The following is a 25,364-nucleotide window of genomic DNA, read 5'->3' as shown; positions in this document are numbered from 1 at the left end:
TAATACATATTATAACTGTTTGTATATCTCAGAGTATTTAATTTACTCTTTAAGTCTTTATTTTCTTTTTAATGTATTTTTTTTTTATAACTTTTATACAATACTATACTTGAAAAAAATCTTTTAATTTTTTCATTAAAAAAATGAAAATATAAGTGTTAAAATAATAACGTTATCCTTAAGTATTGAGATGAATTTATTCACAATTTATATAAAAAATAAAGTAATATATAGTTAATCTAGATATTTGTAAAGCATATTATTATTAATATAAATAATATAATACTAAACAAAAAATAAAATGTTAAAAAAATAACTTGAAAATGCGAAGATAACATGCTATACTGTTAATAAATTAACAGAAAAAGAAGATTATACTATTCTAGGAGGGCATTGAAATGGCTAATAAAGAACAGATTATAATAGAAAATAAAAGGGGAGAAGAAGCTATGGCAGATAATGCATGCGTTGTAAATAATGTTGAAAATTTAGTTAAAAAATTAGCAAAAATTAGAGAAGCTCAAAGAATCTTTGCTACATACACTCAAGAGCAAGTAGATAAGATTTTTTTAGCAGCATCTTTAGCAGCTAATAAGCAAAGAGTTCCTCTAGCTATAATGGCACAAAAAGAAACTGGTATGGGAATTGCTGAGGATAAAGTTATAAAGAATCACTATGCATCAGAATATATATACAATGCATATAAAGAAACTAAAACTTGTGGTGTTATAGAGAGAGATGAAGCCTTTGGTATGACTAAAATAGCTGAGCCAATAGGAGTTGTTGCAGCAGTTATACCTACAACTAATCCAACTTCTACTGCTATATTTAAATCACTTTTAGCTCTAAAAACTAGAAATGGAATAATATTTTCTCCACATCCAAGAGCAAAAAATTCTACTATAGAGGCAGCAAAGGTAGTTCTTGAAGCTGCTGTTCTGGCTGGAGCTCCTGAAGGTATAATCGGATGGATTGATGAGCCATCTTTGGAATTAACTACGACTGTTATGAAGGAAGTTGACTTAACTCTTGCTACAGGAGGCCCTGGAATGGTTAAATCAGCATATTCATCTGGAAAACCAGCTATTGGAGTCGGTGCAGGTAATACACCAGCAATAATTGATGACAGCGCAGATATAAAAACTGCTGTAAATTCAATTCTTGTATCTAAGACATTCGATAATGGTATGATATGTGCTTCTGAACAATCAGTTATAGTATTGGAAAATATATATAATGAAGTTAAAAAAGAATTTAAAGAGCGTGGTGCTTACTTATTAAATAAAGAAGAAACAGAAAAATTAAGAAATGTAATTTTAGTAAATGGGGGATTAAACTCTAAAATCGTTGGTCAAACAGCTTGCACAATAGCAACATTAGCAGGTTTTGAAGTTCCAGTTGATGCTAAAGTTTTAATCGGTGAGGTTGAATCAGTTGAAATAGAAGAAGCTTTTGCTCATGAAAAACTTTCACCAGTACTTGCAATGTATAAAGCAAACAACTTTGATGATGCAGTTAGTAAAGCAGAAAAATTGGTAGAAGATGGAGGGTTTGGTCATACATCTTCATTATATATTGATGATGTAAATCAGAGAGAAAAGCTTGATAAATTTACTAAAGCTATGAAAACTTGTAGAATTTTAATTAATACTCCTTCTTCTCAAGGTGGTATAGGTGATTTATATAATTTTAAACTAGCTCCTTCTCTTACTTTAGGATGTGGTTCTTGGGGAGGAAATTCAGTATCTGAAAATGTAGGAGTTAAGCACTTACTTAATATTAAGACAGTAGCTGAGAGGAGAGAAAATATGCTTTGGTTTAGAGCACCAGAAAAAGTTTATTTTAAAAAAGGTTGTTTAGGAGTGGCGTTAAAAGAACTTAAAGATGTAATGAATAAAAAGAGAGCTTTTATTGTAACAGATACATTCCTTTACAATAATGGATATACTAAGACAGTTACTGACCTATTAGATGAAATGAACATCAAGCATACTACTTTCTTTGAAGTTGAACCAGACCCAACTTTAGAATGTGCTAAGATAGGTGCTAAAGCTATGAGAGAGTTTAATCCAGATGTAATAATATCTATAGGTGGAGGAAGTGCAATGGATGCAGGTAAGATAATGTGGACATTATATGAGCATCCAGAAGTAGATTTCCAAGACCTAGCAATGAGATTTATGGATATAAGAAAAAGAGTGTATGCGTTCCCTAAAATGGGTGAAAAAGCTAGTTTTGTAGCTATACCAACATCAGCAGGGACTGGTTCAGAAGTAACTCCATTTGCAGTTATAACTGACCAAGATACAGGTGTTAAATATCCATTAGCTGATTATGAGTTGATGCCAAATATGGCTATAGTTGATGCGGATATGATGATGAATATGCCAAAAGGATTAACTTCTGCTTCTGGTATTGATGCTTTGACTCATGCATTAGAAGCATATGTATCTATGCTTGCAACTGACTATACAAATGGTCTAGCTTTACAAGCTATTAAGAGCATATTTGAATATCTTCCACGTGCATACGATAATGGAGCAAAAGACTCAGAAGCAAGAGAAAAAATGGCAAATGCTTCTACAATGGCAGGAATGGCTTTTGCAAATGCATTTTTAGGTGTTTGTCACTCTATGGCTCACAAGTTAGGTGCTTTCCATCATGTACCACATGGTGTTGCAAATGCTCTTTTAATAACAGGTGTTATGAAATTTAATTCTTCTAATGCACCAAAGAAAATGGGAGCTTTCTCTCAATATAAGTATCCAGAGGCATTAAAGAGATACGCTGAAATAGCTTCATTCTTGGGATTAAAAGGAAATTCTGATGAAGAAAAATTCCAAAGTTTATTGATAGCTATTGAAGATTTAAAGAGTAAAGTTGGTATTCCTAAAACTATAAAAGAATTTGGTGTTGAGGAATCTAAATTTATAGATTCACTAGATGAAATGGTGATTCAAGCCTTTGATGACCAATGTACAGGTGCGAATCCAAGATATCCTCTTATGAATGAAATAAAAGAAATGTATTTAAATTCATATTATGGAAAATAAATTTACTATAAAACTTACTATAAAATAAATAAACTAAAATCCTGTATACATTAGATATATAATATCATTGTATATGGGATTTTTCATTTAAAAAAACATAAATAGTTTTGAAACTTTAATTCAAAATTCAATTAAATAATGTTATTATAATAATTAGAATGAATCTATATGTAATATTTGGGTATATTTGTATGTAAGATAAGTAATAAATTTGTATTAATAAAGATATAAATAGGGATATAAAGTGTTGACTAATTAAGGGAGGGGTAAGATGACTAAAAGAAATAAAAGTGTTACATTAATTATAATTCTTTTAATGGCATCATTATTTCTGATATTAGGATATCTATATATAGAAGATACAAGAAAACTTCTTATATCAGAGGCAGAAGTACATATAAAAGAAGTTGCGATACAAGGTTCTCAGTTAGCACAAAGACAAATTGAAAAAGATTTAGATATTTTAAATATTTTTTCAAGTTATTATACTTCAAATCCTAACATGTCTAATGAAGAAAAAATAAAAAAGCTTTTAGATGAAATGGAAAACCAAAAATTTTATACTATGGCAATTGTTGATATAAATGGGAATGCAGAAAATACTAAGGGTAATAAGTTTTCTGTTAAGGATAGAGAATTCTTCAAAAATTCAATTAATGGTAAAAAGTATGTTTCAAGCCCATATATTGATGAAGTAAATAAGTCTGTAAAAAAGATTACTATCTCAGTACCAATATTAAATAATGATAAAGTAGTTGGAGTTTTGTATTGTACTTATGATGTCAATACTCTAATGAAACTTATAAATGTATCTTTTTATGAAAATAATAGTATATCTTATGTTGTAAAAAATAATGGGACAGTTATACTTCATCCTCAACAAGATAGATTATCAAGAAATATTTATGAATTGTTAAAGCAGGATAATGATATTAAAGATGTAAATCAATTAAAAAAACAATTAGAAGAAAATAAAACAGGTGCTGCAATCTTAAATATGTCAGGAGAAAGACGATACCTAGGATATGCTACTATGGATAATGGAAAGAAAAAAGATAATTATATAAAGGATTGGAACTTGATTTTTTCAATTCCAGAAAATGTTATATTCCGTAATTCTGAGCAAATTATTAAGAGAGCTGTATATGCAGTATTATTGATTATATTTGTGTTTATTGCAATTATTTTCTATATAATGTACATAAAAAAATCTAATGAAAAAGAAATATTAAGTTTAGCATATGAAGATAGAGTTACACATATAGGAAATCAAAATAAATTTTATAGAGAATGTAGTAAGTATCTTTTAAATAAACCATCTTTAAATTATATTATAGTATATTTTGATATTGATAATTTTAAAATGATTAATGATACTTTTGGATATGAATTTGGTGATAATCTATTAATTACTATAGCAAGTGCTTTAAAAGAGGAACTAACAGAAGGTGAAATATATGCACGGCTTTCAAGTGACTATTTTGCTATTTTTTGTGAATATAAAAATGGAAGAAATAAAATTATAAAAAAAATTGATAGTATACGAAGTAATATTGAAAATAATCTAAATACAGTATTTGAAATTTCTCTTTGTGTGGGTATTTACTTCGTAGAAGAAGGAGAAGTAGATGCTCAAAAGGCTGTAAATAAAGCTAATATGGCAAGGTCTGTTGCCAAAGGTAAAAATATAAACTATGCTATTTATAATGAAGATGTTAGAAATAAGCTTAGTGAGGAATCTATAATTTTAGATGATATAAAGACAGCATTAGTAAAGAATCAATTTGAAGTTTATTATCAACCTAAGTTTTCACTTGTAAATGGTGAGATGATAGGAAGTGAAGCACTGATAAGATGGAATCATCCTGAACATGGGTTTATAAGTCCAGCTATATTTATTCCAATAGCAGAAAAAAGTCAATTGATTTTAAAAATAGGTAGATTTGTATTTGAAAGAGTTTGTAGCGATTTATCTAAATGGGAAAAACAAGGGAAAAAATTAGTACCAGTTTCAGTAAACCTATCTAGAGTTGAGTTATATCAACCAGATATTGTAAAATTTATCAATAGTACTATCCAAACATATAACATACATTCAAATTTAATTGAATTAGAGATAACAGAAACTGTAGTTATTAATGAATTAAATATACTAAAAAGTGTTTTAAATGAATTAAGGAAGCATGGATTTTCAATTTCTATGGATGATTTTGGAACAGGTTATTCTTCTATTAGTTGTCTAAGGGACATGCCAATTGATGTATTAAAATTAGATAAGTCTTTTCTTAATGGTATTGAAAATGATGAGAAAAGTCGTAATATAGCAAAGTCTATAGTATCTCTAGCAAAATCATTAGATTTAATTGTAATTATAGAAGGCGTTGAGAGTAAGAAACAGGCTGAGTTAATGAAGCAATTTGGATGTGATTTAGTTCAGGGGTTTTATTTTGCAAGACCAATGCCAGTTCAAAATTTTATGAAATTACTTTAAAAATAAAATTTATTTTTTCATATAAAACACTATTATATATGCTTGGATTTAATAAATGCTTGCTAGATAATTAGTGTTTTTATTTTGTAAGATTCAGATATGAGGAAAGTAATTATCTTTTATAAAAATCTGTTAAAAATAAATTATTTTGGATATAAATATGTTATTAACAAAAGAATAGTACTATAATGTATAGATGATAAAAAACTTAAATAAAAATTTAATGATAGGAGTTGTTTGAGTATGATAGATATAAGCATTGATAAAAAACTTAAGGACAAATGGCCTGATGCAAAATTAGGATGTATCCAAGCAAAAGTAGTAGTAAATAAAAGCTCAGAAAAGTTAATAAATGGGATAAATGAGTTTTGTGATATTTTGAATCAAAAGCTAGAAATTGAAGATATTACGAAATTGGATAAGATTAAAGATGCAAGAGATGCATATAAAGAACTTGGTAAAAATCCAAGTAGATATAGAACGTCTTCAGAAGCATTAGTTAGAAGAATTGTTCAAGGTAAGGGTCTATATACAATAAATAATATAGTTGAAATAAATAATCTAATATCTATAAAATCATTATATCCAGTTGGTACATATAATGTAAGTAAACTACATCCACCAATATGTTTTACTGTAGGTGATGAAGGCGAGCAGTATAAAGGTATTGGAAAAGAGTTGATAAATATAGAAAATCTACCTATATTATCTGATTCATTAGGTAAATTTGGAAGCCCAACTAGTGATTCCGAGAGAGCTATGATAACAACAGATGCAATTGAAATACTAATTTGTATATTTTCATTTAGTTCGGAATCAGATATTGAAGAGTACTTTGGATACGCTAAGGATTTACTTAAAGAGTATGCAGATGGAAAGGATATAGAAACTAAAATAATTAAATAATAATTATATAAAATGTATATAACAACGTTATGTTAAGTTGGAGACTAATATATAAGAATGAATCAAAAAAGGAAACTAACAAGATATTAGTTTCTTTTTTTGGAAATAGTAGTTTAATGTAACAAAAATAGACAGATAGCCACACTGATGCTTAAAAGTATGGTAATATATTATTATAGCAGAGGTTATATTTAAGGGATTTTGAAAGGGGGAATTGACAATAATCATTTTATCTGAAATATAAATTGATATCATGTAAATAACTCTATCTTTAAAAATATAAATTAATAATATAATAGTTTGGGTATATAGAAGAAATAAGGTTTTTTAAAACTAGTAAAGTACATAGGTAATTATAATGAAGAAAGGATTTAGTTATGATTGAAGGAAAAGAGGCAAAACAAGAAAGTGGGCAAAAAAATCTAAAAGTTAAGATAGCTATAGTAGTAGGTGTTTTGATTGTAGCTTATATAGGGATGGCAATCTTTTTTAGAAATCATTTTTACTTTGGTACAACTATTAATGGTGTGAAAGCTTCAGGAAAGACAGTTGAACAAGTAAATGATTTATTAACATCAAGTACTAATTCTTATACTTTAAGTCTAGAGGAAAGAAACAATAAAAAAGAACAAATAAAAGCAAAAGATATAGATTTAAAGTTTACACCAGATGATAAGGTTCAAAAAATAAAAGATAGCCAAAGTGCGTTTGGATGGATTGGTGGAATATTTAAATCTAAAGAGTATAATAATATGGTAACTCTTTCATATGATAAAGATTTACTAGAAAAAGGGTTTAATGCTTTATCTTGTTTTGATAGTAAAAATGTTGTAGAGCCTAAGAGTGCATACCCTAAGTATGATAGCAGTAAAAATGCTTATGTTATAGTACCAGAAGTACTTGGAAACAAAGTAAAAAAAGATGATTTTTATAAATTAGTAAAAAAATCAATTAATTCTGGTGTTACTTCTGTTTCTTTAGAGGAGAGTAAATTATATGAAGTTCCAAACAATACAAAGGATTCAGAAAAGTTAAAAGAGGCTATTAAGACATTAGATAAATATGTCAGTGTAGTTGTTACATATGATTTTAGTGACCGTAAGGAAACTTTAGATGGTTCTGAGATTAATAAGTGGTTAAAGGTAGACTCAGAAAAAAATTATGACATAACTTTCGATAATGATGTGATGGTAGAGTATACAAGAGGATTAAGCAAAAAATATAGTACTTTTGGAGATTCAAGACCATTTAAAACTGCAACTGGCAAAGAGATTACTATTTCAGGTGGAATTTATGGATGGTTGATAGATAAAAAGAAAGAAGCAGAAGCTTTAGTTGATGTTGTAAAAGCTGGAAAAAATGTTACAAGAGAACCTATCTACATACAAAAAGCTGTATCTCGTAATAAAGATGATATTGGTAATACATATGTTGAGATTAGTCTTTCTGACCAACACATGTGGTTCTTTAAGAATGGAGAAATGCTTGTATCAACAGATGTTGTAACAGGCGATTTAGGTAGAGGATTTGCTACCCCATCAGGGATATATCCTCTTAACTATAAAGCTAGAAATGTTTCTTTAACTGGTCAAGGCTATAGTTCACCTGTAAGTTATTGGCTTCCATTTAATGGAAATATAGGAATTCATGATGCTACTTGGAGAGGTTCTTTTGGTGGAGGTATATATAGATCTTCAGGTTCACATGGATGTGTAAACACACCTTTTTCTAAGGCAAAGAAAATCTATGAAAATATAGAACCAGGTACACCAATTATTTTATACTAGTAAAAATATTGTTTATAACGATTAAGTGAAGTCATCTTAGTTTTTTTAGATGGCTTCTTTTTTATATAGAAAGGAATGTATATAATGAATGAAAAATTAATTAAAATTTTAGATGAAGCAAAGAACGATTCAGAGTTTAAGAAAGAGATTATGGAAACAAGAAAACAACGTGATGTTATGGATTCATTTTGTAAAGTAGTTACATCTAGAGGATATGATATAACGATAGGTGAACTTTTTTCTATAGGAGAAGAATATACATCCAATCTTTTAAAAAGCGTAAATGGAGGAGCTGCATATCCTATTGAAGATTGGAGTGATTGGTTCGAGGATTTTTTCATCATGTTGGCGAATATATAATATATAAACTAATTAGTGGTATTACTTATTTAAAGTTAAGATAATGATTGAGGGACTAAAGTATTTAAAAATAAGTGTAAATTTTATCAATCTTAAAAAAGGATTAACTTATATCTAATAAATTTAGAAAAAATTAAACTAAAATAAGCTGACAAAAATCGATATGAGCTGATGATTTATAAAAGTTAGATGAAAAAATATAAGATATTTCTAAAAATTCAAAAAAAACAATAAGTTTTATCATTCTATGTGTTGAAAAAAAAGATAAAAATAATTTATATGGAATAAATAAAGTTATATGTAAAAAAAAATTGAAATAAAAATTGAAAATGTCGATAAACCGTTAATTTCAAAACAAAATAACGCTATTGACAAACCATATTGCTTTAAATTATAATTATTGAAAATAATGATATTTAAAAATCATACTCATGTCATAGTCTAAAAGTAAGTCAAAAAAGAATGTAAGTCTAAGCAAGTACTACTCTAAAATATGTTTTATTAAAAAATAAATGTTGAAAAAAATTAATTATTATATAAAAATGCTGTTTATACTTTAACAATGAGGTAGTAATCTAATTAGAATAAAAAACTCTAATTAGTTATATACATAGTAAAAAGGTAAGAGAGGTGATTTGGATGGCTTTTGAAATAATAAAAAGCATTGTTGAGGCAGAGCAGACAGCAGACAGTATTAAAGTAAAAGCTGTTACTGATGCAGAGTCTATCAGAGCTGATGCTGTAAACGAATGTGAAAGCATCTTGACTGATGTAAAAAAGCAAGCAAAGCTTATGGAAGAAACTCTTGTTGAGAAGGCAGTCACCGACAGTAAAGCAGAGGTTGATAAAATCTTGGCAGATGCTAAAAGTGAATGTCTGAAAATTGAAAAAACTGCGACAGAAAGACGAAGTAAGGCAATCGAAGCGGTTATTGGAAAGGTAGTGAGATAATATGGCAATAGTTAATATGAACAAGATATCTATTGTTGGCTTAGAAGCTCAAAAAAGCCAAATTTTAAAGCTACTTATGAACCGTGGATTTGTTCAGATTGATGATAGTGCCTTTCTTACTGAAATGGATGAGTTAAAAAATCATCTTACAAAAGATGGTGAGGAGTCAGAGGTTATAATGCTAGAACAGAAGATGGCACATGTGAATCAAGCGATTGACATTGTTTCTTCACTAGTGAAACAAAAGAAAGCTATGTTTGCACCAAAAAGAGAATTTAACAAAATTGACAGTGAAAAAGAAGATGAAATTTATGCTGAAGTTTTGGAGTTAAATAATCTAAATAAAGAGATAGGTACAATAAGGAGTAACATAAATTTATTAAATAATAATAAAAGTATGTTAGAGCCATGGGTAAACTTTGATGTTCCTTTTGAAAAGATGGAAACTAAGTATACAAAAACTATTCTAGGAACTATACCCACAAATGCAAATATTGATGCTTTAAGAGTTAGACTAGAGGATGAAGTGCCAGAAAGTGTTCTTGGAATTATTGATTCTGACAAGTTAATGAACTATGTTTATTTAATTACTTTAAAAGAAACTTTTGATAATGCTACAGAAGTTCTTAAAGAATTTAATTTTACAATAGTTACATTACCAAGTGAGGAAGGTACACCATCACAAGCTATCAAGAAATACAATGAAATGATAATTAGACAGGAAAACGTTTCTAAAGATAAGACAGAAGAAATCAAAAATCATGGAAATAATATACACATGCTTGAAAATCTATATGACTTTTACACTATAGAAAGAGACCAGAAAAAGATTATAGAGAGACTTGTAAAAACAAAAACAACATTCTGTCTTAATGGTTGGTTACCAAGTAAAAGTGCAAGCGACCTAATTAGTGAAATCACAGAAAAGTTTGATTGTTGTGTTCAAACAGAGGAAGGAAACAAAGAAGAAGGTTTCCCGATTCTACTTGAAAACAATAAACTTGTAACACCTTTTGAAAGTGTAACAAACATGTACAGTTGTCCAAGCACAAAAGATATTGACCCAAATACGATTATGACTTTTTTCTATGTTGTATTCTTTGGAATGATGCTAAGTGATGCTGCATATGGGATAATAATTGCCCTAGCTTGTGGATTTATTGTATACAAATCAAAAATGAAAAAGGGTGAAGGAAATTTAATTAAACTTATTGGTATTTGTGGAGTTTCAACTACTATATGGGGTCTTATATTCGGGGGTATTTTGGGGGATTTAGTTCCTATAAAAGCTTTAATTAATCCTTTAGAGGATGTTATGGTACTTATGGGGATGTCATTACTGTTCGGTATTATCCATATATATGTAGGTTTGGGAATTAAAGCATATACATTAATAAGAGATGGAAAGGTAATAGATGCAATTTTTGATATAGGGTTTTGGTATTTATGTATAACAGGGGTATGTCTACTTATAATACCTTTTGTTGCAGGAGATATTGGCGTATTTTCTGAAGTAGGAAAATATTTAGCAATTATAGGTGCTATAGGTCTTATCCTTACTCAAGGAAGAAGCTTTAAAGGTGTTCCTGTTAAGCTTTTTAAAGGATTTTCAAGTCTTTATGGTATAACAAGTTATTTTGCTGATATATTATCTTATACAAGAATTATGGCTCTTTGTCTAACAACAGGAGTTATAGGGCAGGTTATCAATCTTTTAGGGGCTATAGCTGGTCCAATATTTGCAGTTGTAATTGGTGTTGTAGGACACACAATAAACCTTCTTATAAATGCACTAGGTGCATATGTTCATACAAGTAGGTTACAGTATGTAGAATTTTTCAATAAGTTTTATGAAGGCGGAGGAGTTCCTTTTGTTCCGTTTAAGTATAAAACAAAATATACAAGCATTAATAAAAAGGAGATGTAAATATGGAATTTTTAAACGCGTTAGGAAATGGTCAATTTTTGGCAATATCAGGAGCTGCTATAGCAGCGTTATTTGCAGGTATGGGTTCTGCTAAAGGTACTTCAATAGCAGGTCAAGCCGCAGCAGGTGTTGTAACAGAAGACCCTAGTAAATTCGGTCAACTTCTAGTTTTGCAACTTCTTCCTGGTACACAAGGTCTATATGGATTTATCATAGCTTTCCTTATTTTATCAAAAGCAGGAATTATTGGTGGAGATGCGATACCAACATCAGCTCAAGGTTTACAACTTCTTATGGCAGGACTTCCAATTGGTCTAGTTGGCTTAGTATCAGGTATTGCACAAGGTAAGGCAGCAGCAGCAGGGGTTGGAATAGTTGCTAAAAGACCTGAAGAACTTGGTAAAGCTATAACATTTGCAGCGATAGTTGAAACATATGCTCTTTTAGGACTACTTGTTTCTTTCTTAGCTTACAATGGAATTGCAGTTGGTTAATTATAGAATATAATTCATAAGTAAAAAAAATGAAAAGGAGGAAGCACTCCTATGGGTAATGAACAAAAAATGATTGACAGAATTATAGCTGATGCCAAACAAGAGGCACAAGAAATATTGGATAAAGCTAAAAGTGAAGCAGATTTAAAGATAAGTTCAGCTAATGAAAAAGCTGAAAAGGAAATGGCTTCCTATACAAAGCTTGCAGAGGCAGAAGCAGAGAAAGCAGCTTCTAAGGAAATATCAGGAGCTTATATGGAGGCTAAGAAACAAATATTATCAAAGAAACAACAGATTTTAGAAGCAGTAATTTTAGAAGCTAAAAATAAACTTCTAAATCTTAAAGATAGTGAATATGAACAAATTATATTAAATATGATTGAAAAAGCGAATTGTACAGATGGATCTGAGATAGTATTATCTAAAAAAGATAGAAAAACATTAAAAGATGTATTATCTAAAAAAGGCATTAAAGTATCTGATGAAACTAGAGATATTACTGGAGGTTTCATAGTTAAAAAAGGTGACATTGAGTATAATTATTCGTTTGAAGCTATAATTGCAGTAGAGCATGAAGATATTGAGCAAATTGCAGCAGAAATTTTGTTTAATTAAGGAGGGGGGTTAAAAGATGGCAGAAGAAAAAACTTATCCCTATGCCGTGGCACGAATAAGAGTGCTTGAAAAACAGCTTCTTAACAGACAAATGTTTATTCAAATGGCAGAAGCTAAAAGCCCTGAAGACTCTTTAAGAATTATAGCAGAAGCGGGTTATACGGATTCGTCAAATAATAATGTTCACAATTTTGAGAATGTTTTGACTCAAGAATTATCTAAAACATATGAAATTCTTAAAGGTCTAGCCCCTGAAGAAAAATTTGTTGATGTATTCCTTTATAAAAATGATTATCATAACTTAAAAGTTTTGATTAAAGAAGAAATTTCTGGTGTAGATGGTGAAAAGTACTTAATTGATGGAGGTACAATTTCACTTGTGAAGCTTAAAGAATCTTTAGCAAATCGTAGTTTTAGTGATTTACCTAAGATAATGGCAGGAGCAATAATAGATGCATTTGATATTTATAGTAAAACACAAAATGGTCAGATGGTTGATATTGTTTTAGATAAAGCAACTTTTTCAAGTATGAAAGAGACAGCTACAGAAAGTCAAAATAAATTTGTAATAGATTATGTTATGAAAGTTTGTGATTTAACAAATCTAAAGAGTTTTATAAGAGTTAAAAACATGAAGAAAGATTTTGATATGTTTATGAATGTGTTTGTTTCAGGTGGCTCACTTGATAAAGAAAAATTCTTAGAAGCTTTTTCTTCAGACACTCCAGCATCATGTTTTAAATCTACTTCTTACTCTGATGTCTGTAAAAATGGCATGGATAGTGGATTTACTGTCTTTGAAAAACTTTGTGATGATTATCTTATGGAATATGTTAGAGATGCAAAATTTAAACCTCTTACACTAGAACCGCTAATTGCATATTTATATGCTAAAGAATCAGAAATAAAAACAATTAGGATTATTATGACTAGTAAGCTTAATAATATAGACGCAGATACTATAAAAGAAAGGCTAAGGGATGCTTATGTATAAGGTAGGAGTAGTTGGAGATAAAGATAGCATCATGGGATTTTTAGCTCTTGGAATAGATATCTTCCCAGCCTATGATAGTGACGAAATTAAAAAAAGTATACATAAGTTGGTTGAAGATGAATATGCGATAATTTATATTACAGAACAGGCGTCATTGCTTGCAAAAGAATCAATAGCAAAATACAAAGACTATCAACTTCCTGCTATTATAGTTATTCCAGGTATTGGAGGAAGTATGGGATTAGGTATGAATGAAGTAAGAGAATCTAGTAAACGTGCTATAGGTGCAGATATATTATTTAAAGAATAGATGCAAATTGAATAAGAGACAATCTCAAATTTTGTTAATGCTAAAAAATGTATTGATAAAATATAGGAGGGAATATTTAAATTTTGATAAAGTATATGATTGCAGGTGAGAGAATATGAAAACAGGCACAATTGTAAAGGTGTCAGGACCGCTTGTTGTAGCGGAGGGCATGAGAGATGCGAATATGTTTGACGTCGTAAGAGTTTCTGATAAACATCTTATAGGCGAGATTATTGAAATGCATGGAGATAAGGCTTCTATACAGGTTTATGAGGAAACTTCTGGTCTAGGACCAGGAGAAGAAGTGGTTTCTCTTGGAATGCCTATGAGTGTTGAACTTGGGCCAGGTCTTATTTCAACTATTTATGATGGTATTCAACGTCCACTTGAAAAAATGTATGAAATTTCAGGTACTAATATAACTAAAGGTGTTGAAGTATCTTCACTTGATAGAACAATTAAATGGGAATTCAAACCTAAAAAATCTGCTGGTGATAAAGTCGTAGCAGGAGATATAATTGGGGTAGTTCAAGAAACTGCTGTAGTGGAATGTAAGATTATGGTTCCTTATGGCGTAAAAGGTACTATAAAAGAAATATATTCTGGAGAATTTACTGTTGAGGATACAGTTTGTGTTATCACAGACGAAAAAGGTAATGATATAGCTGTAACTATGATGCAAAAATGGCCAGTTAGAAAAGAAAGACCATATAGGGAAAAGAAAACACCAGATTCACTTCTTGTTACAGGTCAAAGAGTTATAGATACATTTTTCCCAATTACAAAAGGTGGGGTAGCAGCTATTCCAGGACCTTTTGGAAGTGGAAAAACTGTTACACAGCATCAGCTTGCTAAATGGGCAGATGCAGATATAGTTGTATATATAGGATGTGGAGAACGTGGAAATGAAATGACAGATGTTCTTCTTGAATTCCCTGAACTAAAAGACCCAAGAACAGGTGAGTCACTTATGCAAAGAACAGTACTTATAGCTAATACATCAGATATGCCAGTTGCTGCACGTGAGGCCTCTATATACACTGGTATTACAATAGCTGAATATTTTAGAGATATGGGATACAGTGTTGCACTTATGGCAGATTCTACATCAAGATGGGCAGAGGCTCTTAGAGAGATGAGTGGGCGTTTGGAAGAGATGCCAGGTGAAGAAGGTTACCCAGCGTATTTAGGTTCGCGTCTTGCTCAATTCTATGAGAGAGCAGGAAAAGTAAACTGTCTAGGTATGGATGATAGAGAAGGAACTCTTACAGCAATTGGTGCTGTTTCTCCTCCTGGTGGTGATACATCAGAACCTGTTAGCCAAGCAACACTTCGTATAGTAAAAGTATTCTGGGGACTTGATGCTTCATTAGCATATAAACGTCACTTCCCAGCAATTAACTGGTTAACAAGTTATTCACTTTATCAGGAGAAAGTTGATGTATGGGCAGATAAAAATGTAAATGATAATTTCTCAGCTCAAAGAGCTCAAGCTATGAAACTTTTGCAAGTTGAATCTGAGCTTCAAGAGATAGTTCAATTGGTTGGTGTTGACTCACTTTCAGATGGAGATAGATTGATACTAGAAGTCACTCGTTCTATAAGAGAGGACTTCCTTCATCAAAACTCTTTCCATGAAGTTGATACTTATACATCACTTCACAAACAGTATAGAATGATGGGGCTTATTCTAAAATTCTATAAGTCAGCACAAGATGCTATTAAGCAAAATGTTACTATAAATGATATTATCAAGCTTTCAGTTCTTGAAAAGATTGGTCGTGCTAAGTATGTAGAAGAAGATAAACTAGATGCTGCTTACGATGCAATTGAAGATGAAATAGACAACGAGCTTGCTGACCTTATTAAGAAGAGGGGGGCTGAAGAACTATGATAAAGGAATATAAGTCAATACAAGAGGTAGCTGGTCCTCTTATGTTAATAAACGGCGTAGAAGGTGTAAAATTTGATGAACTTGGAGAAATTGAGCTTTCAAGTGGAGAAATTCGTCGTTGTAAAGTTCTAGAAGTAAATGAAGATACTGCACTTGTTCAACTTTTTGAAAGTTCAACAGGTATAAACCTTGCTGAAAGTAAAGTACGTTTTTTAGGAAAGAGTCTTGATTTTGGAGTTTCACCAGACATATTAGGTCGTGTTTTTAGTGGGATGGGTAAACCTATTGATGGTGGACCAGAAATTATACCAGATAAAAGACTTGATATAAATGGTGCACCTATAAATCCAGCAGCACGTGATTATCCAGCTGAGTTTATACAGACTGGTGTTTCTGCTATAGACGGGCTTAATACCTTGGTTAGAGGGCAAAAACTTCCTATATTCTCAGGTTCTGGTTTGCCACATGCTAATCTTGCAGTTCAAATTGCAAGACAGGCAAAAGTTCGTGGAACTGACTCTAAGTTTGCCGTTGTATTTGCAGCTGTTGGTATAACTTTTGAAGATGCAGATTTCTTCATAAGTGATTTTAAAGCAACAGGAGCAATTGACCGTTCTGTGGTATTTGTAAACCTTGCAAATGACCCAGCAGTAGAGCGTGTATCTACACCTAGAATGGCACTTACAGCAGCAGAATATCTTGCTTTTGAGCAAGATATGCATGTACTTGTTATAATAACAGATATTACAAACTATGCAGAAGCATTACGTGAAGTTTCCGCAGCCAAAAAAGAAGTTCCAGGACGTCGTGGATATCCAGGTTATCTTTATACTGACCTTGCTACAATGTATGAAAGAGCAGGAAAAATGAAAGGACATGAAGGGTCTATAACAATGATTCCAATACTTACAATGCCTGAGGATGATAAAACACATCCAATTCCTGACCTTACAGGATACATTACAGAAGGACAAATTATACTTAACCGTGAACTTTATAAAAAAGATATACAGCCTCCTATAGATGTTTTACCATCACTTTCTCGTCTTAAAGATAAGGGAATTGGTAAAGGTAAGACTCGTGAGGACCACGCAGATACAATGAACCAGCTTTTTGCAGCATATTCAAGAGGTAAAGATGCAAAAGAACTTATGGCAATATTGGGTGAATCTGCACTTTCTGAAATTGATTTAATGTATGCAAAATTTGCAGATGAATTTGAGAAAGAATACGTTTCACAAGGATTTAGAACTGACAGAACTATTGAGCAAACATTAGAAATTGGATGGAAGCTTCTTAGTATGTTACCAAAAAGTGAACTTAAACGTATTCGTGATGAATATTTTGAAAAATATATGCCTAAGGAGTGATATCTGTGGCTAGATTAAATATAAATCCAACACGTATGGAAATGACTAGACTTAAGAAACTCCTTAAAACTGCTACAAGAGGTCATAAGCTTCTTAAAGATAAGCTTGATGAACTTATGAAACAATTTCTTGAAATTGTAAGAGAAAATAAGCGATTACGTGAAGAAGCAGAAAATGCTCTCGATGCTGCTTATAAAAATTTTATAATTGCAAGGGCAGTTATGAGTCAGGAGTATCTAGGTTCAGCACTTATGATGCCAAAACAATCTGTTTCTGTAGGTGTTTCTACAAGAAACATAATGAGTGTTGATGTTCCTGTGTTTGACTTTAAAACTGAAAACAATCAAAGTGATATTTATCCTTATGGTCTTGCTTTTACATCAGGTGAATTAGATTCTGCTATGGAAGCATTTTCAGATGCAATGGAACCACTTTTAAGACTTGCAGAAAGTGAAAAAAGTGCACAGCTTCTTGCACAAGAGATAGAAAAGACACGTAGACGTGTTAATGCTCTTGAAAATGTAATGATACCAAATTACATTGAAACTATTAAGTATATTGCTATGAAGCTTGAAGAAAATGAGAGAGCAAGTACTACTAGACTTATGAAGGTTAAGGATATGGTGCTTAAAAAAGCACTTGAAGAAAAAAAGAAAAATGATTTGGTTGGATAATTAAATACTTATAAAAATAAGCCTAACATCCTAGTTTATAGGAGTTAGGCTTTTTAGTGCAAGTAAGCACATATTCGGAATTGGCGGTATCAATTAATTACCTATTAATCTCTCAATATTCATTTCAATACTCCAGATGTAAAAGTTATGTATATTCTACCTTGTATATAAAAAAGCTCAAATAAAATCATACTCATATGGGTAAAAGGGTGTTTTTTATAAGAATTTTTATGAAGATATAATGGTCTATATGCCTAGAACTTTGTAAAAAAATAATAAATTTAACAAAAATTTCTAAAAATTAACGAACTGTTAATTTACACTTAACTTCGTATTAACAAATTAGGTGTATTATATAAACATAAGCAAAAACAATAAAAAACAATTAAAAAAAGACAAAAACACAAAAAGGGGGAAGATATGAAAGAATTTATATTTACTTGTCTGTGTATTGTAGTAATTGCATTTATGACAAGTTGCATATCAACAACACCACAAACTACTCAAGGAAAAGGAAATAATAAACTTACAATATATGCAGCATTAGAAGAAGAGCAAATAGCTTACTATATGGAAGGATTTAGAGAAGAGTATCCTAATATTGATGTAGAAATAGTTATGGATTCTCATGGTGTAATAGCTTCAAAATTATTAGCAGAAAAGGATAATCCACAAGCAGATGTTATATGGGGATTATCAGCAATGAATATGATAGAACTAAAAGAAGATGGGGCACTTGAAGCATATAAGCCTAAAAATTATGACAAGGTAGATAAGAGATTTAAGGATACTGGAAAAGATGTATCATGGGTAGGTATGAGTGTACCAGAGACAGCAATAGTAGTTAATTACAAAGAACTTGAAAAATTAGGCCTAGATGTTCCAAAAGGATATAATGATTTAATAAAACCAGAGTACAAAGGTCTTATAACAATGCCAAATCCAGCATCATCTGGTACAGGTTATCTTACAGTATCAGGACTTATTCAAATGATGGGTGAAAAAGAAGCTTATAATTACATGGATAAACTACATAAGAATATAGCTACATATACACATTCAGGTTCGAAACCTGCAAAACTAGCTGGTTCAGGAGAATACCCAATAGGCATTACACTTGGATATAGAGCTACACAGCAATTGTCTAGTGGAGAACCTATAGAAGTAGTATTTCCAAAAGAAGGTTCAGGTTGGGATTTAGAAGCAAATGCTTTGGTTAAGAAAGATAATATAAAAAAAGAAGCAAAATTGTTTTTAGATTGGGCAATAAGTGATTCAGCTATGGACAGATATGCACATGAAGTAGCAGTGACTTCTATAAAGACAGATAATCCTGTACCAAAAGGTTACTCTAAACGTCCATTAGAACAGCTGATTAAAGAAGTTGATTTAAACTCTGCATCAAAAAATAGAAGTGCAGTGTTAAAAACTTGGGAATCAAAGTATGGTTCAAAATCTGAAAGTAAGTAAAAGTTAAATGGATTTTTTAATAGAAATAGAGAAAAGAAATTTATAAGAAAAATTAAAATATAAAATTAAAAAAACAAATATAATTGTATAAGGGGAGATTAGATATGAGTTACTTAAAAATAAATAATGTGTTCAAGAGTTATGACCAAAAAAGAGTGTTAAACAATATTAGTTTAGATATTGAAGAAGGTGAGTTTCTATGTTTACTTGGACCTAGTGGATGTGGAAAAACTACATTACTTAGAATAATAGCAGGGCTTGAAGATGTAAATAGTGGAGCTATAATTCTTCAAGATAAAGATATAACAGAGTTAGAGCCATCAAAGAGAGGTTTTGGGATAGTATTTCAATCATATGCATTATTTCCAAATATGACAGCATATAATAATATAGCTTTTCCGCTTAAAGAAAGAAAGGTACCAAAAGAAAAGATAGATAAGAAGGTTAGAGAAGTGCTTGAAACAGTTGGATTGAGTAATGAAGCTCATAAGTATCCTAAAGCATTGTCAGGAGGTCAACAACAGAGAATTGCAATAGCAAGAGCATTAGCACTTGAGCCAAAGTTTTTACTTTTAGATGAGCCAATGTCTGCACTTGATGCAAAAGTTAGACACAAACTTAGAATGGATATTAAAAAACTACAGAAAGAATTAAATATAACAACAATAATGGTAACACATGACCAGGAAGAAGCTATAACTATGGCAGACAAAATTGCAATCTTAAATGGTGGTGACATAATGCAAATAGGGACTCCAGAAGAAATATATCAAAATCCTCAAAACCTATTTACAGCTCAATTTATAGGAGATACAAACTGTTTTGATAGAGGAGATTCTATATTAACTGTAAGACCAGAATATGTTCAAATAGAAAAGTCAACAAAAGAAAATTGTCATGGAACAATATCTAATATAGAATTTAGAGGGAATCTATTGAGAGTGGAAATAAAAGATAAATTAAATGAAAATTTTATAATAAGTGATGTTTCTATAAAAGAATGGGTTAATTTAAATTTAGTAGAGGGTGACTTTGTAAGTGTAAGTATAGATGAAAAATACTATTTAAAGTATCCAAAAGTTAAAGGAGCATAAATATATGAATAATAATGCTATAAGTTCTAAAAGTTTAAATATTAAATCTAAAATAAATTTAGATATAAAAAAATGTATGCTTACAGTATTAGTTATGTCTTTGGTAATATTTTTATTGGCACCCATAATCTATCTGTTTGTACAAGCATTTTTAGATAAAGATGGAGTTTTTGTTGGATTACAAAATTTTAAAGAGTATTTAGCTTCTGAAGCACTGTTAAATTCTCTGAAAAATACAATATTTGTATCTGTTATATCAACTGTAATATCTTTAACTCTCGCACTAGTGTATGCATATGCACTAACAAGAACAAAGATTAAGTTTAAAGGACTTCTTAAATCTATAGCGATGTTTCCTATGTTTGCCCCTACAATGATGCATGCTATAGGTTTGGTATATTTATTTGGAAATCAAGGGGTAGTGACTAATTTATTTGGAATAAATATTCCGATATATGGTTCAATTGGAATAGTATTAGCACAAATTATATATGTATTTCCTCAATCATTTCAGATACTTTATATATCACTAAATTCAACTGATTATAGATTATATGAAGCTAGCAATGCTATGGGAATAAGCAAGATAAGAGAGTTTTTAAGTATAACGATACCTAGCATTAAGTACTCTTTAATAAGTTCAGCATTTGTATCATTCACATTGTGCTTTACAGACTTTGGAGCTCCAAAAGTTATTGGAGGAGATTTCAATGTACTATCAATAGATGTATACAAGCAAATTATAGGGCAGCAAAATATGCCTATGGGAGCAACTGTATCAATATTACTTTTGATACCTGCAATAATATCTTTTATAGTAACTAAAAAAATCGAAAAAAATCAAAATTCATATATAAATTCAAAATCAATCCCATATAAGGTTAAATTTAATAAGTTAAGAGACAGTATATTTGGAGTCATTGTAGGAATTATTGCATTTGGAATAATAGCTGTAATGTTGACTGTAATCTTATCTTCACTAATATCTGTTTGGCCATATGATTTAAGACTCACACTTGAACACTTTTCTATGAAAAGTAGTATTGATGGAATTAAGCCATTTATAAATTCAATAGAAATGTCATTACTGACAGCTATTCTTGGGACAAGTTTTGTTTTCTTATTTGCATATCTAAACGAAAAAACAGAAAAAGCTCCATATTTAAAATCATTTGGGTATTTTTTAAGTACATTGCCTATGGCATTACCAGGGTTAGTGTTAGGTATAGCTTATGTACTATTCTTTAATAAATTAGAGTTTAATCTAATGGATACAATATACATTAAGAACTTGTTTAATGGATTGTATGGAACATTATTTATTATGGTTATATGCAATTTGGTACATTTTTTCTCAGTAGCTTTTATAACTGCAACTACAGCTATTAAGAAAGTGGACAAAGAATTAGACATGGTGGCAAAATCAATGGGAATAAATAGTGCATCAATTCTTAAGAATGTAACAATACCACTTTGTTTGCCAGCAGTTTTAGAAAACTTTATGTATTTTTTCTTAAATTCTATGGTAACAATATCAGCACTAGTATTTATATATACAGCAAGTTCAAAGGTAGCAGCTATATCAATTGTACAGTTAGATGATAAGGGAAGTACAGCACAAGCAGCAGCACTAGCTGTATTGATATTAATTACAAATGTACTAGTTAAGGTAATACATGAATTTATAAAAAATCGTTTGGAAAAAAGAGCAAATTTTAACTAAAGAAGTTATTGTATAAAAATACACATATTAAAGAAGTCTATTCTTATAATTTATTGTTTATAGAATAGACTTTTTTATATAAATTTAAAATAAATATTAATCGTTTTTATTAATTTTTCTTTTGTTACAATACATTTCAGAATCTGCACGATGGTATGTATCAAATAAAGAGTTGTCTAAGTTTTCATCGAAAACTGCATATCCAATAGACATGGATAAATTTAATTCATTAGTAGCGTTTTCTTCAATTATTTTTAAATTAATCTTATTGACAATACTATCTATTTCTTCATGATAAGAATCTTTTAAAATAATTATATACTCATCTCCACCAACGCGATAAACTATATGTTTTTTATTTATTACATCTTGTATAATTTTACTTGCATTTTTAATGTATAAATCTCCTGTTTGATGGCCAAATTTATCATTGATTTTTTTAAGGCCATCTAAATCTATTGACATTATAGAAATTGGTTGTTTAAGATTTGAATTGTTTAAGTTATTCATATCTATTTCAAAAGCGTTTCTATTTTTTAATCCTGTTAGATAATCAGTATTAGCAAAATCAGTATATGTAGGATTAGATATACGTTTAAACAGGATTACTGCTACTAATGCTGATATTAAACAGGTTAATAAAGCTATAAAAGGAGTAACTATACTTATAAATCTAAAGGTATTGTATTGATGTTTTGCTTCAAATTCAATTCCCATTACTCCAACGACTTTACCAACATCATTATGGATGGGAAAGTACGATATAAATATATGTCCCCAAGATGTTTTTTTTATTTTTTTAGGTAGCAATATATTATTATCTAGTGCTTTGTTAAGGTCACCCCAAATCTCTTTTTCTATCAAATCACCAGCATTTCTAAAATCGCTTCTAGATGAATCTAAACCATCAACAACATATACTAATGAGCCATCTTTTGTTTTTTTTGCAGTGTATAAGTACATAACTCCAGTAGTATTCTTTACAGATTCCAATAGCACTTTAGCACTTTTATAAGACTCTTTTGAGTGGTCTTTTTCAGAATTAATTTCAATAAAGGTATCTTTATCAAGATTTTTTTCTACATACTTATATATATGTCTTGACCTCTCACTTAAAGTATAAATCATATCATTATAAGTGAGTGCATAATTAAAAAAATAAACACATGAAGAAGAAATTATTACAATAATTGCAGTAAGTATTGAAACTTGCATATCAACTCTATTGAATTTTTTATTTATTTCCATATCCCAAATTTTTTGTAAAAAAATATTTCACAAAATCTCCCCATAATTAATGTATATCTATAAATATTACCATAATATACATCTATATTATCAAAATCATCTAAAAATTACAATCTATAATTTAGCTTAAAAGATTCAAATACAAGGCTTTTTAAAATTACACTATACTTTAATAAATAAACATTATAATATCTTAATAGTATTTATATTATAATTATTTTATTTATTAATACCTGCTAATATATCACATACTATGTCAATTCTTTTAAATGGTGTAATAATATAATAACCATCTACATAAGGTTCAATTTCTTTTGCTATTTGAGTTGATATATTGATAGCAAGTTTAGTAGATTGTTCTTTTGAAGCATCTTTGTACATGTCTATAATGTCTTGTGAAACAGTAATTCCTGAAATTTCATTATTCATAAAACAAGCATTTTTGTAACTTACTACAGGTATAATTCCACCTAGTATCTTTGCAGGAAGTATTTCCTTAGCTTTTTTTAAGTTTAATAAAGCTTGCTCTGTTAAAACTGGTTGAGTTAAAAACATAGTAACCCCATTTTCTATTTTAATCTTAGCGTGCTTAAGTTGAGAATCAAAGTTTGTTGCATTTATATTTAAAGCTCCAAATATATTAAATGGAGTATTAAAGGTATCTTTATTTAAAGTTTTTATGTAATTTGCTAGTATAGAAGAGTTAAAACTGAACATGGCCTTTATTTCATCTCTTTCAGCAGAAGGTATAGGGTCTCCAGTTACTACTAACACGTTGTTTATGTTTTCAATATTTAATCCTAAAAGAAGAGCTTTTGTAGCATTAATATTTCTATCTCTACATGTCATATGTGGAATAGGAGTGATGTCTAACTCTCTCTTTATTTTACAAGCTAATAAACTACTATCAACTCTTGCTCTTGCTATAGGGCAGTCAGCAATTGTTATTGCATCAACTCCGTAGTTTTTTAGTTTTTCAGCACTATTCATAAAAAATTCAATATCTGTATCAATAGGAGGGTCTAATTCAACTGCTATAATTTTTTTACCTCCATCAAGCTTTTCTAAGAGTTCGTTTTTTGCCACAGATTTAATTTTTTCTTTTGGAGAAATATCATTTTTTATGGCAACATTGCCTTTGTATAAAGAATTTATTATTTCAACAGTTTTTTTGATAAATTCAGGTGTTGTACCACAGCATCCACCTAGTATATGAACCCCTTGATTTAATATTTCTAGCATCTGTTCTGAAAAATAGTCTGAGTTATCTTCAAAAAATGTACGATTATTGATAATAGTTGGATAGCCTGCATTAGGCATAATAGAAACTATATTGTCATTAATATCAAGTGTCTTTATAAAATGTAATAAATGGTGTGGGCCAGAGATACAATTAAATCCTAATGCATCAATATTTTTGTCCTTGGAAATAGATTTAAAGATGTTAGTTCCACTTTTTCCAAGTCTAGTAAAGCCCTCTGGATTAACTGCAAATTCTGTTAAGATAAATGCATTTGGTTGTTTTTCTTTTATATAACTTGAGATTTCTGGTAAATATTCATCACTACTAAATGTTTCAAATAGAAAATTAGTTGCTCCAATTTCTAAAAATACATCTACTATTTTCTTATAGTCAGGTAACAAATTTCTATCATTTAGAGCAGGTATTGGACCAATATCAGCAAATATAAATACATCTGTATTTCTTGTTGCCTCTAATGCAATTTCATACCCACTTTTTATAATATCTTTGACAGTTTTAAAATCACACTCTAGAAGTGTTTCATTTGCTGCAAAAGTATTTGTCTTAATAGCCATACATCCAGCTTTTATATATTCCTCGTGGATAGACAATATTGTAGATGCATCATTTATATTGGCTATTTCACAATTGAAAGGACTATTTTTTAGTTTGGAATAGTATGTACCCATTGCACCATCAAAAACTAAAACAGAGTCTTTGATATATTCATTTATGTTCATTGCTTCACCTCATACGAATT

The 25,364-nt window shown here is 29.9% G+C and carries 19 protein-coding genes; 17 read left to right on the top strand and 2 right to left on the bottom strand.

Going from position 1 to position 25,364, the window contains the following annotated elements; genetic code table 11:
- The first annotated feature begins 449 nt into the window (after positions 1–449).
- The 17 genes from adhE to IC175_RS04780 all read left to right on the top strand — a co-directional run bounded on the left by adhE (position 450) and on the right by IC175_RS04780 (position 22,113).
- Positions 450–3,053 (top strand): bifunctional acetaldehyde-CoA/alcohol dehydrogenase, encoded by a 2,604-nt coding sequence (adhE, locus tag IC175_RS04860; RefSeq protein ID WP_227824608.1) that lies wholly within the window; start codon positions 450–452, stop codon positions 3,051–3,053.
- Positions 3,054–3,324: 271 nt separating this feature from the next.
- A complete protein-coding gene (locus tag IC175_RS04855; RefSeq protein WP_227433959.1) occupies positions 3,325–5,544 on the top strand; it encodes an EAL domain-containing protein in 2,220 nt (739 codons plus the stop codon).
- 243 nt (positions 5,545–5,787) lie between these two features.
- Positions 5,788–6,450: a B3/4 domain-containing protein gene (locus IC175_RS04850; RefSeq protein WP_227433960.1), complete on the top strand. Its 663-nt coding sequence runs from the start codon at positions 5,788–5,790 to the stop codon at positions 6,448–6,450.
- Positions 6,451–6,827: 377 nt separating this feature from the next.
- Positions 6,828–8,237 (top strand): L,D-transpeptidase family protein, encoded by a 1,410-nt coding sequence (locus IC175_RS04845; RefSeq protein WP_227433961.1) that lies wholly within the window; start codon positions 6,828–6,830, stop codon positions 8,235–8,237.
- Positions 8,238–8,321: 84 nt separating this feature from the next.
- Positions 8,322–8,597 carry a Nif11-like leader peptide family natural product precursor gene (locus tag IC175_RS04840; RefSeq protein WP_227482030.1) on the top strand — a complete coding sequence of 92 codons (276 nt, stop codon included), beginning with the start codon at positions 8,322–8,324 and terminating at the stop codon, positions 8,595–8,597.
- Positions 8,598–9,236: 639 nt separating this feature from the next.
- Positions 9,237–9,548, top strand: coding sequence for a hypothetical protein (locus IC175_RS04835; RefSeq protein ID WP_227433997.1), 312 nt, complete (start codon positions 9,237–9,239; stop codon positions 9,546–9,548).
- Position 9,549: 1 nt separating this feature from the next.
- Complete coding sequence (locus tag IC175_RS04830) at positions 9,550–11,475, top strand: V-type ATP synthase subunit I (RefSeq protein WP_227830890.1); 1,926 nt, start codon at positions 9,550–9,552, stop codon at positions 11,473–11,475.
- 2 nt (positions 11,476–11,477) lie between these two features.
- Positions 11,478–11,969, top strand: a complete 492-nt coding sequence (locus IC175_RS04825) for a V-type ATP synthase subunit K (RefSeq protein WP_021385913.1) — start codon at positions 11,478–11,480, stop codon at positions 11,967–11,969.
- A 51-nt stretch (positions 11,970–12,020) separates the two neighbouring features.
- Positions 12,021–12,584: a V-type ATP synthase subunit E gene (locus tag IC175_RS04820; RefSeq protein WP_227433964.1), complete on the top strand. Its 564-nt coding sequence runs from the start codon at positions 12,021–12,023 to the stop codon at positions 12,582–12,584.
- A 16-nt stretch (positions 12,585–12,600) separates the two neighbouring features.
- Complete coding sequence (locus tag IC175_RS04815) at positions 12,601–13,578, top strand: V-type ATP synthase subunit C (RefSeq protein ID WP_227851187.1); 978 nt, start codon at positions 12,601–12,603, stop codon at positions 13,576–13,578.
- Positions 13,571–13,888 (top strand): V-type ATP synthase subunit F, encoded by a 318-nt coding sequence (locus IC175_RS04810; protein WP_009893746.1) that lies wholly within the window; start codon positions 13,571–13,573, stop codon positions 13,886–13,888. The genes IC175_RS04815 and IC175_RS04810 overlap by 8 nt, the downstream gene beginning before the upstream one ends.
- 115 nt (positions 13,889–14,003) lie before the next feature.
- A complete protein-coding gene (locus tag IC175_RS04805) occupies positions 14,004–15,782 on the top strand; it encodes a V-type ATP synthase subunit A (RefSeq protein WP_227433967.1) in 1,779 nt (592 codons plus the stop codon).
- Positions 15,779–17,152, top strand: a complete 1,374-nt coding sequence (locus tag IC175_RS04800) for a V-type ATP synthase subunit B (RefSeq protein ID WP_227433968.1) — start codon at positions 15,779–15,781, stop codon at positions 17,150–17,152. The genes IC175_RS04805 and IC175_RS04800 overlap by 4 nt, the downstream gene beginning before the upstream one ends.
- 5 nt (positions 17,153–17,157) lie before the next feature.
- Positions 17,158–17,826: a V-type ATP synthase subunit D gene (locus IC175_RS04795; RefSeq protein ID WP_227482033.1), complete on the top strand. Its 669-nt coding sequence runs from the start codon at positions 17,158–17,160 to the stop codon at positions 17,824–17,826.
- 420 nt (positions 17,827–18,246) lie between these two features.
- Complete coding sequence (locus IC175_RS04790; RefSeq protein WP_227433970.1) at positions 18,247–19,296, top strand: putative 2-aminoethylphosphonate ABC transporter substrate-binding protein; 1,050 nt, start codon at positions 18,247–18,249, stop codon at positions 19,294–19,296.
- A 104-nt stretch (positions 19,297–19,400) separates the two neighbouring features.
- Complete coding sequence (locus IC175_RS04785) at positions 19,401–20,390, top strand: ABC transporter ATP-binding protein (protein WP_227433971.1); 990 nt, start codon at positions 19,401–19,403, stop codon at positions 20,388–20,390.
- Between the two features lie 4 nt (positions 20,391–20,394).
- Positions 20,395–22,113 carry a putative 2-aminoethylphosphonate ABC transporter permease subunit gene (locus IC175_RS04780; protein WP_227851186.1) on the top strand — a complete coding sequence of 573 codons (1,719 nt, stop codon included), beginning with the start codon at positions 20,395–20,397 and terminating at the stop codon, positions 22,111–22,113.
- Positions 22,114–22,209: 96 nt separating this feature from the next.
- Here the strand turns inward: IC175_RS04780 and IC175_RS04775 are convergent, their stop codons facing one another.
- Together IC175_RS04775 and IC175_RS04770 are read right to left on the bottom strand one after the other, a co-directional pair.
- Complete coding sequence (locus IC175_RS04775; protein WP_227482035.1) at positions 22,210–23,361, bottom strand: GGDEF domain-containing protein; 1,152 nt, start codon at positions 23,359–23,361, stop codon at positions 22,210–22,212.
- 219 nt (positions 23,362–23,580) lie between these two features.
- Positions 23,581–25,344 (bottom strand): bifunctional homocysteine S-methyltransferase/methylenetetrahydrofolate reductase, encoded by a 1,764-nt coding sequence (locus IC175_RS04770; protein ID WP_227433974.1) that lies wholly within the window; start codon positions 25,342–25,344, stop codon positions 23,581–23,583.
- Positions 25,345–25,364 lie beyond the last annotated feature (20 nt).

The sequence above is a fragment of the Clostridioides sp. ES-S-0123-01 genome, assembly GCF_020658415.1.
Classification (GTDB): domain Bacteria; phylum Bacillota; class Clostridia; order Peptostreptococcales; family Peptostreptococcaceae; genus Clostridioides.
Note: the sequence above shows the minus strand (reverse complement) of the source record. Positions and strands in the feature narration are given on the sequence as shown.